Source organism: Halorubrum trapanicum (genome assembly GCF_002355655.1).
GTDB lineage: Archaea > Halobacteriota > Halobacteria > Halobacteriales > Haloferacaceae > Halorubrum > Halorubrum trapanicum_A.
Window position 1 is genome coordinate 230,306 of the sequence record NZ_AP017569.1, and the last position, 15,296, is coordinate 245,601.

The 15,296-nt window shown below is 68.7% G+C and carries 14 protein-coding genes; 3 read left to right on the top strand and 11 right to left on the bottom strand.

What is annotated here, in order from left to right:
* Positions 1-48 precede the first annotated feature (48 nt).
* Positions 49-1,164, top strand: a complete 1,116-nt coding sequence (locus CPZ01_RS01110) for a TrmB family transcriptional regulator (protein ID WP_096393023.1) — start codon at positions 49-51, stop codon at positions 1,162-1,164.
* Between the two features lie 175 nt (positions 1,165-1,339).
* Here the strand turns inward: CPZ01_RS01110 and CPZ01_RS01115 are convergent, their stop codons facing one another.
* From CPZ01_RS01115 to CPZ01_RS01140, 6 genes are all read right to left on the bottom strand, one after another.
* On the bottom strand, positions 1,340-2,371 hold the full coding sequence (locus CPZ01_RS01115) for a tyrosine-type recombinase/integrase (RefSeq protein WP_096393024.1): 1,032 nt from the start codon (positions 2,369-2,371) through the stop codon (positions 1,340-1,342).
* Complete coding sequence (locus CPZ01_RS01120; protein ID WP_096393025.1) at positions 2,364-2,744, bottom strand: DUF5805 domain-containing protein; 381 nt, start codon at positions 2,742-2,744, stop codon at positions 2,364-2,366. The genes CPZ01_RS01115 and CPZ01_RS01120 overlap by 8 nt, the downstream gene beginning before the upstream one ends.
* A gap of 421 nt (positions 2,745-3,165) precedes the next feature.
* Positions 3,166-4,071, bottom strand: coding sequence for a hypothetical protein (locus CPZ01_RS01125; protein WP_096393026.1), 906 nt, complete (start codon positions 4,069-4,071; stop codon positions 3,166-3,168).
* A 108-nt stretch (positions 4,072-4,179) separates the two neighbouring features.
* The gene (locus CPZ01_RS01130; RefSeq protein WP_096393027.1) at positions 4,180-5,997 is read right to left on the bottom strand and encodes an alanine-zipper protein; all 1,818 of its coding nucleotides are present in this window, start codon (positions 5,995-5,997) and stop codon (positions 4,180-4,182) included.
* Between the two features lie 93 nt (positions 5,998-6,090).
* The gene (locus CPZ01_RS01135) at positions 6,091-6,924 is read right to left on the bottom strand and encodes an MBL fold metallo-hydrolase (RefSeq protein ID WP_096393028.1); all 834 of its coding nucleotides are present in this window, start codon (positions 6,922-6,924) and stop codon (positions 6,091-6,093) included.
* 217 nt (positions 6,925-7,141) lie between these two features.
* A complete protein-coding gene (locus CPZ01_RS01140) occupies positions 7,142-7,795 on the bottom strand; it encodes a potassium channel family protein (protein WP_096393029.1) in 654 nt (217 codons plus the stop codon).
* A gap of 204 nt (positions 7,796-7,999) precedes the next feature.
* Here CPZ01_RS01140 and CPZ01_RS01145 point away from each other — a divergent pair, with 204 nt between their 5' ends.
* Together CPZ01_RS01145 and CPZ01_RS01150 are read left to right on the top strand one after the other, a co-directional pair.
* Positions 8,000-9,454 (top strand): APC family permease, encoded by a 1,455-nt coding sequence (locus CPZ01_RS01145; protein WP_096393030.1) that lies wholly within the window; start codon positions 8,000-8,002, stop codon positions 9,452-9,454.
* Between the two features lie 4 nt (positions 9,455-9,458).
* Positions 9,459-10,112 carry a potassium channel family protein gene (locus CPZ01_RS01150; RefSeq protein WP_096393031.1) on the top strand — a complete coding sequence of 218 codons (654 nt, stop codon included), beginning with the start codon at positions 9,459-9,461 and terminating at the stop codon, positions 10,110-10,112.
* Positions 10,113-10,142: 30 nt separating this feature from the next.
* Here the strand turns inward: CPZ01_RS01150 and CPZ01_RS01155 are convergent, their stop codons facing one another.
* The 5 genes from CPZ01_RS01155 to CPZ01_RS01175 form a co-directional block, all read right to left on the bottom strand.
* Positions 10,143-11,507 (bottom strand): glutamate-5-semialdehyde dehydrogenase, encoded by a 1,365-nt coding sequence (locus CPZ01_RS01155; protein WP_096393032.1) that lies wholly within the window; start codon positions 11,505-11,507, stop codon positions 10,143-10,145.
* Positions 11,491-12,390 (bottom strand): glutamate 5-kinase, encoded by a 900-nt coding sequence (proB, locus tag CPZ01_RS01160; protein ID WP_096393033.1) that lies wholly within the window; start codon positions 12,388-12,390, stop codon positions 11,491-11,493. Before proB ends, CPZ01_RS01155 begins: the two co-directional genes overlap by 17 nt.
* The gene (gene proC, locus CPZ01_RS01165; protein ID WP_231899223.1) at positions 12,383-13,126 is read right to left on the bottom strand and encodes a pyrroline-5-carboxylate reductase; all 744 of its coding nucleotides are present in this window, start codon (positions 13,124-13,126) and stop codon (positions 12,383-12,385) included. The genes proB and proC overlap by 8 nt, the downstream gene beginning before the upstream one ends.
* A gap of 121 nt (positions 13,127-13,247) precedes the next feature.
* Positions 13,248-14,279, bottom strand: coding sequence for a glycosyltransferase family 4 protein (locus tag CPZ01_RS01170; protein ID WP_096393035.1), 1,032 nt, complete (start codon positions 14,277-14,279; stop codon positions 13,248-13,250).
* Between the two features lie 58 nt (positions 14,280-14,337).
* Positions 14,338-15,204, bottom strand: coding sequence for a hypothetical protein (locus tag CPZ01_RS01175; protein ID WP_096393036.1), 867 nt, complete (start codon positions 15,202-15,204; stop codon positions 14,338-14,340).
* Between the last annotated feature and the right edge of the window lie 92 nt (positions 15,205-15,296).

A 15,296-nucleotide genomic window follows, 5' to 3' on the forward strand; every position in this document is an offset into this window, starting at 1 on the left:
CCGGCCCGTCCGGGTACTTCATTATCCGTCCCGTGAAAGGACGGCGTCATGAGCGGAGCCGATCCCGGCCTCCGGGACCAACTGAAGTCGTTCGGGTTCTCCGACAAGGAGATCGACACGTACACCACGATCCTGACCCTCGGCGAGGCGAAGGCGAGCGCTATCGCCGAGGGGGCCGACGTATCAAAGCGATACGTCTACAACGTGTTGGGCGAGTTCGAGGACCGCGGGCTCGTCGAGATACACGACCATGAGACGCCGACGACCGTCCGGGCGACGGATCCATCGACCGTCGTCGACCGGCTTTCCGATACCCTCTCCGCGCTCGAAGGGAACCTGGACGCGCTCTACGAGCCCGACCCGAAGGTCGACCGGCGATACGAGGTCCTCAAGTCGGACTCGACCGTCAGAAACCGCATTGCGCGGCTGCTCCGGGAGGCGGAAAACGAGGTGAGCCTCTCGGTCCACGCGTCGATCGTCTCCGACCTCGCCGACGACCTCAGGTCCGCGGTCGACCGCGGCGTGCTCACCCTCGTGTTGGTCAATGACGACGACGGAACCGACGGGGTCGACAGGGACCGCTTCGACGGGCTGGGCAGCGCGGTACGCGTCTGGGACCACACCGGGCCGATGATCCTCAGCGTCGACCGGACCCACGGCCTGTTCTCCCCGCCCGAGGTCGTCGTCGGGCCCCCCACCGACCAGCAGGCGATCGGCTTCACCGAAGACCGGCTCTCGCCGGCGCTGGTCGGCTCGTTCCTCGGGAACTACTGGCCGCTCGCGACGGAGGTCTACGTCGACGGGCCGAGCGACCCCCCGGTGACGTACGACCGGTTCAGGCACGCGGTGTTGGACGCGACGCTCCACCGCCGCCGCGACCGCGAACTGATCGCGGAGGTGTCCGTGCGTCCCTCCCGGTCCTCTGAGCCGTTCGAGACGCGGCGCGGGCGGGTAACTGAGGTGCGACAGGGGCTCGTCGAACCGACGACGAACGAGATCCCGATCGAGAACGCGCTGGTGCTCGACGACGGAACCGAGGAGTTCACCGTCGGCGGACCGGGCGCAATCATGGAGACGTACGAGGCCGAGCGGGTCACCCTCGAGATCCCCGACGCCACCGGTCAGTCGGTCCCCGACCTGCTCGCCGCCTCCTCGAAAGTGTAGTCGGGGTCGACCCGTCTCACGGTCCGTCCCGCAGTCCGACCACTCGGAGCGGGGTTCCCGGTCTGCGCCGCGCGACCCCGAATTGTATATCGCGATATAAGATTTATCAGTCTCGCGTCGAACAGATTCCTGACCGACCGAAGTCAACTGAATACGACCAAACCGGCTCGGTCGCTCAGACGAGGAGCCGATAGACGTTCGCCTCGTACGTCTCCCGGACCTGGTCGCCCCAGTTGTGGGTGTAGGTGTCGATCACGTCGTCGGCGACGTCACCGCGCAGGTACTTGACCACGCCGCGGTCACCGGTCCGGTCCCGGAGATGTGTCGTGAAGAAGTGCCTGAAGTAGTGGGGCGTCACGTTCTCGTCGGCGCCGCCGCCGGTCCGGTACCACCCCTCCTCGCGGGCGTACCGCTCGACGACGTGTCTGACGGCCTGCGGCGCCAGCCGCTCGCCCCACCCCTCCGCGGTACCGACGAACAGCGGCTCAGCGGGCGACGGCGAGTCCGGCCGCACTGCGAGCCACGCCTTCATCGTCCGGCGCAGCTCGTCGTCGACCGGGATTACCGTCCCGCGCTTCCGCTTGTTCGCCGCCGTCCGGACCTCGCCGTTCAGCTCCTCGCCGACGGTCGCGTCGGCGGTCACGTACAGCGAATTCGGTCGCTCGGACAGCGCCGGCCGGTTCCCCAACGAGTAGGCCTCTTCGAGGTCCGGGTCCTCGACGGCCAGATCGCGTAGATCGAGGTTACAGAGCTCGCCGACACGCATCCCGGTCTTCAGGAGCGTTACCACGAGTGCGCGGTGGAGCGGGTGGCGAATCTCGGCGACGAACGACCGCATCGCCGGAATCGAGATGTCGCGACGCGCCGGGTCCTTGTCGACGGTCTCGTCCATCTCCTCCATCACCAGCGTCATCGGATTGCCGTCGAAGGCGCCCACCTCCGTCATGTACCCGTAGAACCGGTGGAGGTACGCCGCGTACGTCGCGACCGTGCTGTCGGTGACGTCGCCCCGCAGCGAGTGGACGAACGACATACAGTCCCGATGGGTCGCCGCCCTCGGTTCCGTGCCGTCGAGAAACTCCTCGAACCGCCTGAGGACGCGCTCGTACGCCGCTCTGGTCCGATCGGTCTTGCCGTGGTAGGTGAGATCTTCGAGGAAGTAACCGATCGGGTCGTCGGGATCGGGGGCCGCGCGGGTGCTACTCATCGGCCAAAACGTACCCCCCATCCCGCCCGCTGTACCGAATCCGGTTTCGTTCCTGGAGGTCGTCGAGGGTCGACTCCAGCTCGTCCTCCACGTCGCCGACCACCGCCTCGACGAGTTCGTCCCACGAGCAGGGTCCGGATTCGAGAGCCGTCCGGACGGCCCTTTCGAGGTCGTGACCCCCGGGGTTGGCGGCCTCGGACGGGGGTTCCTCGCGGTCTCCCGAGTCGGCCGGGGCGAATCCCCGGCGCCCGGCCTGTACCATCGTCCTGACGAACTCGCTCAGCGACATGTCAAGCTCGTCGGCGTGGTCGCGCCACACCTCCTTCTGTTCCGTCGGCACGTACGTCTTCACCGACTGTCGATCGCCTCCCATCGTTCTCGGACGACGGTTCTCACGGCCGCGCCTTCAATCTATCCCAGATTTCTGGATAAGTGACCTTATCTCGGCAAGTGGTACTCTATTTCCGCCGCCGCGAAAGTAATATCTCGAATTCTAGCACTCTCAATCGGGACTTCGGGGTCCAGATATTCGAATATCTCTTGGAGTCGCAAACCTCACCCAAACGCCTCCCGAAGTCTACCGCCCTCGGATCCCTACCAACCGGCTCGGCCAACGGTCCCGGGTATCCGGGCACGGCCCGCGGTGCGTCGTCGGCAGTAGTTCGAAACGGTCGCGTGGATCGCAGATCGTTTGGCTACTCCGCGGTACTCGCGACGAGTCGATCGCGCGCGTCGGGCCGAAGCCCATCTGAGTCCGCACATGTATATTTCATGCCGCTATACGATACGCGGACTCAGACGCGGATCTCGGAGTCGGCCGCCTCGCGTTCGAGCGCCCGGAGGACGCTGGAGACGGAACCGTCTGTCTCGGCCGCGTTACGCATCAGAACCGTCTCGCTCGGGAAGAGGTGTTCGCCCACGGAGAGCCCGTGTTCGCGCGCCGTGGAGCCGGTGACGGTGAGGTACACGCCGAGGCCGACCCGGGCGATCGCGGCCTCTTCCTCCTCGTCCGCGTCGGGATAGACGAACTCGATGCCGTCGAGCGCGTCGGTGCCCAACACGGCGGTGACGAGGCGCTCGTACCGCGGCGAGATACACAGCGGGCCGTCGTAGTCGGCGAGGTACCCGCGGTCGAAGGTCGTGTTCGGGGCACGTCGGTCCTCGCGTCCCATCAGAGTGTGGTACACCGTGTCGCCGAGCCCGGTCACGACGCGCACGTCGGTGTCGACCGGGTCGATGCGGTCGTTGATGTCGGAGATGTTGCCGAGCCCGGCGTCTCGAATCCCGACCACCTCCTCTAAGACGAGGTCCGCGGAGTCGAATCCGAGCGCGAACTCGTGGGTTCGAAGCGCGCGGAACGGCTCCTCGCGACCGACGAGCTTGACCGTCACGTCGCCCAGATCGACCGTCGCGGCGTCGAAGACGATCCGACGCGGCTTCCCGTTCCGATCGTCGCGCAGCAGCGTGAACTCCGGCTCGGCGGGTGTCTCCGGGTCCGAGTACTCGGCGAGCCGCTCGTACGGGCCAGCGTCGGCGTCGACCGACCCCTTCGTGACGGCCTTCTCGTACCGGAGCGTGTTGCTCACGCCGTCCGCGAGCCGGTCGAGGCGGTCGTCGTCCGCGACGGCCGCGATCCGCTCTAACACCGCTTCGAGCGGGCGTCCCTTACGGGGGACGGCGACCGGAACCGGATCTGTCATTGATCGATCTGCGGCCGGGCGCGTAAAACGGGTTGCGTTTTTGAACCGGTGCGGCGGGACGCGATTGCGCCGTTCCACGGCGGCGCCGCAGCGTCAGGAATAGTCGGTTTAGGGGCCGAAAGCCTCGTTGAGCCGGCTGCGGAACTCGTCGAGCTCTTCGAGGTGGTCGTTGATCTCGTCCAGCTCGGCCGACACGTCGTCGAGGTCCTCGCCGAGCCGGTCCTCGACCTCGGTCAGCCGGGCGTCGACCTCCGCGAGGTCGTTCCACAGGTCGTCGAACTCCTCGTCGAAGCGGTCGAGCGTGGACTCCACGTCGTCGACGCGTTCGGCGGCGTCCGCGGCGCGCTCATCCGCATCTTCGGCCAGATCCTCGGCGTTCTCCGCGCGTCCGGCCGCTCTGTCGACCTCCTCGTACAGCGTCTCGACGTCGTCGCCCAAGTCGTCGACGGTACTTTCGACCGCGTCGGCCCGCCCTTCCATCCGCTCGACGTCGGCGACGAGGTCGTCGACGTCGTTCTCGACGGTCGAGACGGCGTCTTGAACCGACTCGACGGCCTCGTCGACGGACGCGACCTCGTCTTCGACCGCCCGCACGTCCGCTTCCACGCCACGGACGTCCCCCTCGACCGCCTCAACGTCGTCCTCGACGGTGTCCACCCGCTCGCCGACCGCGTCGACCGCCTCGGAGGCGGAGTCGACCGCGGAGTCGACGCGGTCGACGTCCGACGCGATCTCCTCGCGCTCGTCGTCGGCCGCGTCGAGGCGGTCGTCGAGGGCGTCGACCTCGGACTCGACGGCGTCGACGCGCTCGTCGATCCCGTCGAGGATCTCGCGCGCCGTCCCCTCGCCGTCGATGAACTCCGCGAGCGCGTCCGCGTACGCCTCGATGTCGGCCACGCTCGACTGGAGGCGGGCGATCCGCACGTCGACGCTGCGCGGCACGCCGCCCTCGAACGCCTCCTCGATCGTGGCGATGTCCTCCTCGGCGGCCGCCCCGGTGCGGATCTCGGCCGCCAGCGCCGCCGCGAGGCCGCCCTCGCCGGGCAGCTTCGCGGGTTCGTCCGCTTCGGTCTCGTCGCCTTCGGCGACCTGCCGTTCGTCATCATCGGACTTCTCAGCGCCCGTCTCGTCGGTTTCAGGCGTTTTGTCGGGACCCTCGTCGTCCGCCGGTTCGGGTTCGACCTCGGTCTCCGTCGCGGCACCGACCGGGTCGCCCTCGTGTGCGGTCACGGCGGCCGTGCCCTCGTCGACCGCGCGAGATTCGGGAGCGTCGGGTTCCTCGTCGTCGAGTTTCGGTTCCTTATCGTCGAGTTCCGGCGCTTCGGCGTCGAACTCCGGCTCCTCGGTGTCAGCGTCCGGTTCCGCACGGTCTTCCCCCGCCTCGTCCTCGGCGGACTCCGCGTCGGACTCCTTGGTTTCGGACGCCTCGTCGGACCCTTCCGCGGGATCCTCCGGCAACAGCCCGTCGTCTTCCGCCATTCCGGGGAGGGTCGCGCGGTCGCCGGAGAGCACCTCTCGCACCGCGTCCGTGTCGCCGGCGCCGAGGACGTCCTCTATCTCCTCGCCGACGGGCACGTGTTCGATCACCGGCGTCCCGAGGAACCCGTCGAGATCCGGGTCCTCGTCGCGGATCCCGAACACCGTCTCGACGCTCTCGTCGGGGTCGATGACGCGTTCGAACTCCACCCGGTGGTCCTTGTACGCCGTCCAGTTCTCGCTCTCGTACTCCGGGTGGAACCCCACCCGGTCCATCGGGAACGACTCCGGGATCCGGTCGACGATACGCACCCGTACGGGGTCCTCGCGGTGCGAAGAGAGGGTGTACATCACCGCGGGCACGGGGAACGCGTCGTCCGTGAAGGATTTCTCGACGCGGATGCCGTCCTCGTCGACGGTCGTGGCCGCCTCCGCCGTCCGTTCGCTCATATCCGCACGTCCCGGAGCAGGGGCTTAAATTCCACGGGCCGGGTTTCGTGGTTGATAACCGAAACGCCGGGAAAACGCCCGCTCGACTGCCGTCTACAGGTCGATCCGATCGCCGATCTCGACTATCTCCAACCGCTCCGGCGACTCGTAGCTCCGCACGTGGTCGTGGAGCGCGGTCGGGTCGGCGGTCAGTCCCTTCCACATGTCCCAGTGGGTCGGCACCAGCCGGTCGAGTCCGAGGTCGTTCGCGGCCGTCGCGATCTCGTTCTCGTCGCTGTACCACTTCGTCCGGACCGGCTCGCCCGTCTCCTTGTCGGGGACCGTTCCCTCGGAGCCGAACGCGAGGACGCCAATGTCGATGTCGAACCGCTCCGCGAGCCCGGTAAAGGACGGCGAGGGCTTGCTGTCGCCGGCGTGGAACACCGTGCCGGCGTCGTGTTCGATCACGTAGCCGACCGGATGGGTGGCGTCGGCGTCGCGCGTCTCGACGACGTGGACGGTGAACTCGCCGATCCGCAGCTCGTCGCCCTCCCGAACCTCGGTGAAGGCGGCCTCCTCGACCGCGTACTCCTCGGTCCACGCCTCCTCCTCGCGCGCGACCGCGAGCGAGTCGTCGGGCGCGACGAGGTCGGCGTCGGTGTTCGCTAAGATCGGCGCCTGCGAGGGGCCGTGGACGTGGTCCGTGTGCTCGTGGGTGGCGAGCACGGCGTCCGCGGCCTCCACGTCCTCGGGATCGAACGGAATCGGTATCATGCGTATCGTGCGCGGCGGGTCGCCCGTGCCGACGTACGGGTCGATCCAGAGGACGGTCCCCTCGCTCCCCTTGATCGCGAAGCCGTTACAGCCCAGGTACCACAGCGCCACCGTGTCGGGGTCGGCGTCCGCGACCGCGCGCGGCAGCCAGTCGCCCCAGTCGGAGTCGACCATGGGCGTCGATGCGGATGCGGCGGGGGTAATTATTCCGAAGTGCGTCCGGACCGGCGGCGAGACTTACTATTCGTTGTTCTCGAAGCGACGGAAATCAGTTCGAACCCGAACAAATAAATCGTATCTCGCTATATCGAATAGTGTGGCGTTGGGGCGACGGGCGGTCACCGGCGATCCAGCGAAACCCGGTCACGGCGTCCGGTGGGGGACGACGAGATCAGCCTCGAAAGAGGTTGACGACCTCGTCGACGACGTCGGACTCCACCGCGAGGATGTACCGTTCGGAGGCCTCCAGCTTCGTCTCGGGGCCGGCGAGACCGTCCCGGTCCGCGGTGGAGATGAGAAGGCTGCCCGCCGGGAGGGCGACCTCGTCGAGCCGTCGTCCGGCGACTGGGGCCGACTCGGCGACCGTCACCTCGATGATGTCGAGGTCGGCGGTGGGGTACACGAGCGTCCGAATCCCCTCGCCCGTGAGCATGTCGGCCGCGTGGTCGCCGCCGAGCGACTGCGGGAGGAGCGTCGCGTCGACGACCTCGTCGTGGTCCGGCTCCGTGGCCGTCTCCGACCGGGCGAGCGTCCGGATCGACGGCTCGAGGTAGTGGGCCGTCAGGCAGATCTCCGTGTTCGTCTCCGTCTCGTCGGTGAGCGCGGCGATCGCGTCGGCGTCGCCGAGGTCAGCCTGCCTGAGGATCGACTGCTCCGTGGCGTCGCCGTGGATCACCGGTCCGAGGTACTCGTCGGCCAGTTCCTCGACGCGGTCCCCGTCGACCTCGATCAGCAGCACCTCGTGCCCCTGTTCCGTGAGGTTCTTCGCGGTCTGTAGCCCGACCCGACCCCCGCCGGCGATGACGAACCGCTTCGTTCGGGTCATCGTGCCGCGTCTCGGCCCGCGTCGTCTTCAATCCGGCCGACGTTCCTACACGCTCGGAACGCCGGGCACGGGCGCCGCGGATAAACCGTTATCAGCCCACGACACGATTCCCAGGTCGGGGAAACTCTCATCGGATATGAAGTGGTCGAGACCGCTCGAATCCGAGCGTACGATGGACGAATTCGGACGGAACGTTCCCGAGCGATGAGCGGGGAACAGACCCGATCCCCCGAGGCCGAACTGGGGCTGCTCGACGCGACGATGATCGGTATGGGAGCGATGATCGGCGCCGGCATCTTCGTGTTGACCGGATTGGCCGCCGAGATCGCTGGCCCGGCGGCGATCGCTGTCTTCGCGTTGAACGGCGTCGTCACCGCCTTCACCGGGCTCTCGTACGCCGAACTCGCCAGCTCGATCCCCAAGAGCGGCGGCGGGTACGCGTTCGTCCGCGAGATCTTCGACGACCTCTCGTCGTTCATCATGGGGTGGATGCTCTGGTTCGCCTACATGATCGCGGGGGCGTTGTACGCGCTCGGGTTCGCCCCGAACTTCCTCGAACTGCTCCACGTGTACGGGGTCGTCCGGCCGCCGGAGGAGGTCGGCGCCCTCGCCCTGCCGGTCGTCGACGCGGCGGTCCCGGTGGGGTTCCTGCTGGCGTTCGCCGCGGTGTTCGGGCTCGTCGCGCTCAACGCCGTCTCGACCGCCGCCAGCGGAAGCGCCGAGACAGTGTTCACGATCATCAAGGTGGCGATCCTGCTGGTGTTCGTCGCCTTCGGACTGGCGTCGCCGATGTTCTCCGGCGCCGAGTTCCAGCCGCTGTTCCCCGAGGGCAGCGGCGCGGCCGCCGTGCTGCCGGCGATGGGGCTCACCTTCATCGCCTTCGAGGGGTACGACCTCATCACCACCGTCACCGAGGAGGTGAAGAACCCTCGCGAGAACATCCCGAAGGCGATCTTCGCGAGCCTCGCGGTCACCGTGGTCGTCTACTTGGCGGTCGTCGCCGTCGCCGTCGGGACGCTCGGCGCGAGCGGACTCGCCGAGGCGGGAGAGGCGGGCATCGCCGAGGCGGCGACCTCGTTCATGCCGACCGGCCTGCCGATCATTCAAAACGGCGGTGCGCTCGTCGTCTTCGGCGCGGTGTTCTCGACGCTGACGGCGCTGAACGCGGTCGTGATCGCCTCCTCTCGGGTCGCGTTCTCGATGGGACGCGAGGGACAGCTGCTCCCCTCCTTCGGGCAGATCCACCACCGCTACGGGACGCCGTTCGTCGCGATCCTCGCCAGCGCGGTGGTGATGCTCGGCTCGGTCGCCCTGCCGACCCAGAGCGCCGGCAACATGTCGAGCCTCTTTTTCCTGCTGTCGTTCGTCATCGTCAACGTCGCCGCGATCAGGCTGCGCCGCGAGCGCCCGAACATGCACCGCCCCTACGAGATGCCGTTCTACCCCGCCCCGCCGCTGATCGGAATCGCGCTCAACCTGATCCTGACGGGGGTGCTCGTGGAGTACCTGCTGCGGACGGACCCGCTGGCGCTGGGGCTCAGCGCCGGGTGGATCCTGCTCGGCGGGGCCGCGTACCTCACACTCAACAGGCTGCGCGCGGAGCCGGACTCCGGGCCGGCGGCCGCCGAGGCAGAGATGGCCCCGGAGACGGAGGACTGAACCCATGCCAAGCGCACTCGACATCGTGATCGCGGGCGGCGGACGCGTCGGCTTCCAGACGGCTGAGATCCTCGCGGACCGCGGCCACGAGGTGACGATCGTCGAACGCGACGAGGCGGTCGTCTCCGAGATCGCCGACGAGTGGATCGCGACGGTGATCCGCGGCGACGCGACGGACCCCGACATCATCGAACAGGCGGGCATCGAGGACGCCGACGCGATCGCCGCGCTCACCGGCGAGACTGGGCTGAACCTCGCCGTCTGTCTGGCCGCCACGGAGCTTTCCCCGGGGGTCCGGACGGTCGCCCGGATCGACCGCACCGCCGGCGAGGCGTACACGCGGTTCGTCGACGCCGTGCTGTTCCCCGAGCGGGCCGGGGCCCGGGTGGCGGCGAACGAGGTCCTCGGCAGCGACGTCCAGACGCTGGCCGACGTGACGGGCAACCTCGACATCATGCTCGTCCGGGTCGCGGAGGGGGCGCCGGCGGCCGGGAAGTCGCTCACCGAGGTCCGCTTCCCGGCGGGCGCGGTGGTCGTCTCCGACGCCGACGGCTACCGGATCGCTCGCTCCGACACGTCGCTGACCCCGGGCGAGCGCTACGTCGTCGCCGTCGAGCCCGAGGTCGCCGACGAAGTCATGAACCTGTTACAGGGGTGAGCGGCGACCGTTCCCACGGGTCCGCCTCGGCTACCGCCCGCCCGGCGTCCACTCGGCGCCGTCGAGCTCGCGGTGCGTGAACGGGACCGCGTCCTCGCCGCTGTAGCTCGCGACGAGGTGGCCGTCTCCCTCGAGGTAGTACTTGTACGTCGTGAGCCCCTCCAGCCCGACCGGGCCGCGGGCGTGAATCTTCCCGGTCGAGATGCCGACCTCGGCGCCGAGGCCGTAGCGGTAGCCGTCCGCGAACCGCGTCGAAGCGTTGTGGAAGACGCTCGCGGCGTCGACGCCGGTCATGAACGTCTCGGCCGTCTCGGAGTCCTCGGTGAGGATCGACTCGGTGTGTTTCGAGCCGTGGTCGTTGACGTGGTCGATCGCGGCGTACGCGTCGCCGACGACCTTGATCGACAGTTCGAGGTCGCCGTACTCCGTGTCCCAGTCCGCCTCGGTCGCGGGGTCGACGTCGACGACCTCGCGGGTCCGCTCGTCGCCGCGCAGTTCGACGCCGCTTTCCTCGTAGCGCGCGACGAGGTCCGGGAGGAACGCGTCCGCGACCGACTCGTGGACCAGCAGGGTTTCGACCGCGTTACACACCGCCGGGTACTGGACCTTCGCGTCGAAGGCGACGTCTTCCGCCATCTCCAGGTCGGCGTCGGCGTCGACGTACACGTGACAGATTCCCTCGGTGTGGCCCAACACGGGGATCTGGGTGTTCTCCTGGATGTAGGAGACGAACTCCGAGGAGCCGCGCGGCATCACGAGGTCGACGCGGTCGTCGAGTTCGAGCAGGCGGTCGACCTCCTCGTGGGCCTCGATGAGCGCGGCCCAGCCGTCGGGCAGGTCCGCGGTCGCGTCGACGATCGCCTCGTACAGGACGCGGTTCGACTCGCTGGCCTCGCTGCCGCCCTTGAGGACGACGGCGTTGCCGGACTTCAGCGCGAGCGCCGCGATCTGGACCAGGGCGTCGGGCCGCGACTCGAAGACGGTCGCGACGACGCCGATCGGCACGGCGACCCGGTACAGCTCCAAGTCCTCGTCGAGCTCGCGCGCCGCGAGCGTCTCGCCGAGCGGGTCGTCCTGTTCGGCGACCGACTCGACCATCGACGCGATCTCTTCGACCTTCGTCGCGTCGAGCTTCAGCCGGTCGACCAACGCCTGCGTGTACTCGCCGTCCGCGAGGAGTTCCTCCGCGGCCTCGACGTCCTCCGCGTTGGCCGCCAGTATCTCCGCCTCCCGCTCGCGGATCGCGTCGGCGATCGACCGGAGCGCCTCGTTCCGGGTGGCCTGGTCCGCATTCGCGAGGCGCAGGGCGGCGCGCTCGGCTCGGCGTGCCAGTTCGTCGGTGTCGGCCTCGACGTCGGTGTCCGGTTCGGTGTGGCTCTCACTCATAATCGTCACCCGTCTTCGGCACGAATAGCGTGCCCGTCGGCTTACCCGCTGCGATCCGCGCTAATACGTCGCGCTCGGCGGAGCCCGCGATGATCGCGGGGATCCCGTTCCGGCTCACGTCGTGGGCCCCCTCCACCTTCGTGCGGATCCCGCCGAAGTCGGTCTCGGTGCCGTCGCCGACGATCTCCCGCAGCCGCTCGTACCCGTCGTCGACCGCCTCGATCAGCTCCGCGTCGTCGTCGCGCTTCGGGTTCCCGGTGTAGACGCCGTCGACGTCGGTGAGCGTCACGAGGAGGTCGGCGTCGAGCCCGATCGCGATCGACGCCGACAGCATGTCGTTGTCGCCGATCCGCAGCTCGTCGGTCGCCACCGCGTCGTTCTCGTTGACGACCGGGACGACTCCCCACGACAGCAGCGTCTCGACGGTGTTCGTGAAGTTGTCGAACCGTTCGGGCGCGTCGAGGTCGGTCCCCGTCACGAGGATCTGCGCGACGTCCTGGTCGAACCGCTCGAAGCTCTGCGTGTAGTGGCGCATCAGGAGTCCCTGTCCGACCGTCGAGAGCGCCTGACTCTCCGCGATCGAGTCGACGCCGTCGCGCGATTCCGGCCCCTCGTCGAGCCGACCTGTCCCGGCGCCGACGGCGCCCGACGAGACCAGCACGACCTCCGTGCCGCGCTCGCGGAGGTCCATCACGTCCGCGACGAGCTTGTCGAGCTTCACGCGGTCGAGCCGCGAGTCGTCGTCGGTCAGCGAGTTCGTCCCGGCCTTGACGATCACGCGGTCGGCCGCGGCCGCCTCCTGCCGAGCGGCCGCGACCCGCTCGCCGTCGGTCGCGCCCACGCGGTCGGCGTCGGCCGCGGCTACGCGCTCGGCGCCCGAGTCCTCAGCCATCGTCGAACTCCGCGGCGAGCTCGCGGGACCGGCGCTCGGCGGCCGCGACCGCGTCCTCGACCGCCGCGTCGGCGTCGCTGTCCCACAACACGTCCATCCCCTCGATCGTCGTGCCGTTGGGCGAGCAGACCGCCTCGATCAGCTCGTCGACGCTCCGGTCGTCGCGTAACACCGTCTCGGCGGCTCCCTTGAACGTCTGCGCGGCCAGCGTCTCCGCCTGCTCGGGGTCGAGCCCGCCGTCGATCCCGCCCTGCTTCATCGCGTCGATCAGGTAGAAGGCGAAGGCGGGCCCGCTGCCGTTGACCGCGGTCGAGACGTGCATCAGCGACTCGTCGACCTCGACGAACTCGCCGACCGCGTCGAGCATGGCGCGGACCTCGTCGGTGAGGCCCTCGTTCGTCGCCGCCGCGGCCATGTCACCCGTCTCCGCCGCGAGGTTGGGCATGATCCGGACGACGGGCGCATCGGTGCGCTCGGCGACGAACTCTCGGGGGAGCCCCGCGGCCAGCGTCACGATCTGCTGGTCCGCGCGGAGGTCGAGGTCGTCGAGGACCGCCGGCGCCACGTCCGGCTTCACCGCGAGGACGACGATGTCGGCGTCGCGCGCCGCCGCCACGTCGTCGGTCGTCTCGTCGACGGCGTCTTCGATCGCGGCGAGCGCCTCGGGGTCGAGGTCGATCGCCGTCAGGTGGTACCCCTCCGCGCGGGCGAGCCCCCGAAGCAGGGCGCCCCCCATGTTGCCGCAGCCGATAACGCTCACTCGGGTCATTTGCCTCTACGGAGTCGGTCGGCGGACATACCAACTGCGGTTTTCGCAAAAATCCGCGATCGGTCGTGAGTCGGCCGCTCGGCGACCGCTACACCAGATCCGCGTACAGCGAGCGGTACCGGTCGGCGATCGCGTCGAGCGAGAATTCCTCGCTGCGCTCGGCGGCGGTCGCGCCGAGCTCCGCCCGCCGCTCGGGGTCGCGGAGCTCGTCGATCGCGTCGACGAACCCCTCGACGTTGTCGCCGCGGGCGTCGTCGTCTCCGCCGGGTGCGCTCCCCTCGTCGCCCTCGCTGCCCACCTTCAGACACGCCTCGCCGTCTTCGAGCCACGAGAACGTCTCGATGTCGCGCACGACGAGGGGTTTCCCGGCCGCCATCGCCTCCAGCAACGCGATCCCCTCGTTCTCCTCGTGGGTCGGGAAACAGAACACGTCGCCCGCCGCGTACGCGCCGCGGATGTCCTCGACGAAGCCGGTGAACGTGCAGTTCGACGGCGACTCGTCGATGAGCCGCGTCGTCTCGCGCCCCTTCAGCGAGCGGTCGACGTGGCCGAACCAGACGAAGTCGACGTCCGGCATGCGGTGGGCGGTCTCGACGAACGTCTCCAACCCCTTCCGCTTGATAACGTGGCCGACCATGAACACCGTCGGCGGGTCGAGGTCGTAGCGGTCGCGGTACTCGGCCTCCAGCGACTCGAACCCGTCGAGCTTCTCGCGGTCGACGCCGTTCGAGATCACCGTCGTCGGCACGTCCGCGTACCCGCGGATCACGTCGCGGTTGTACTCGGAGGGGCAGACGAGCCGGTCCGCCAGTCCGTACGCGCGCCGGAGGTACGGCTTCAGCGGGCGAGCGAGCGCGTTCGTGAACCGGAAGCTGTCGCCGAAGTCCTCGGCGGTGACGTGGGTGTGCGCGACGACGGGAATTCCGGCCTTCCGGGCGCGGCGCGCGTACCAGACCGAGCGCGGCCCCATCAGGTTCAGGTGGAGCACGTCGGCGTCCAGCGTCGGCTCGGTGGTGTAGTCGATGCCAGTTCGGTCGAACATCTTCCGCTGGTGGTCGACGGACGCCGCCATCCCGCCGGTGACGTGCTCCTCGAACTCGAAGTAGTGGCTGACCTTCATCGGTGGAGCGGCGCTCGCGGCCGCGCGGCGCTCGCGTCTCTGGACCCGTCGCGGCCGGTCACTCGACTTCCAGCCACGGGACCTCCATCAGCGCGGGGATGTACGTCTCGATGTGGTGCTCCCAGACGCCCTCCTCGCCGAACGCCTCGCCGTGGTCGGCGGTGACGACCACGTCGCCGTCGAGCTCCTCGACGAGCTCCGAGACGCTCTCTAAGGCGATCCGGAGGTTCTCCTCGTACATCGACAGCGCCGTCACGCGCGTGCCGTCCGTCACGAGGTCCTTCGGGTCGAGTTCGAGCCACAGGCCGGCCTTCTGTGCGAACTCGCTGTCGTCGAGCCGGCTCTCGATCTTCGGGCGGACGGAGTCGCTGAGCGAGGAGAGCAGCCCGCCGTCGTCGTCGTTGCCCTCGCTCTCTTCTTCCTCCTCCTGGCGTTTGATCCCCTTCTGGATCTGTTTGAGCTTCTGTCCCTTGCCCCGCGAGAGGTACGGCGCGTGCGGCTGCATGTAGTGGAGGACGGTGCGGTCGGCGCGCTCGACGGCGTCCCGATTGCGGTGGAACGCGTCCGCGAGCCCCTCCGGCGGGACGGTCCCGAGGTCGTCGTCCCAGTCGGTCTTCCACACGTCGTGGATGTCGCTGATGTGTTCGGAGGCGGTCCACTCGTAGTCGCAGCTGGCGCCCCACTTCAGCTCGTTCAGCGGGATCCCCAGGTCGTTGATGAACGGGTTCCCGGAGAAGTACGCGATGTCGTGGTCGCCGGTGAACGTGCGGTAGGCCCACTCCGGTGTCGACGAACCGATGCTCCGGCGCTTCTCGAGCGTGCCGTCGAGGTACTCGTCATACACGTCCGCGAACACGTCGTACCGGCACGCGTCGAGCACCAGGCAGTAGTCCCAGTCCGACTCGAGGAACCGCTGATCTTCCATTGGGTGGGTCGTCGGCCCGCCGGTACGTATGTATTCTCATTCCCGGCCCGGGAGCAGGGTCCCGACGGCGGAACCGAGACGCGGGAAGGCCC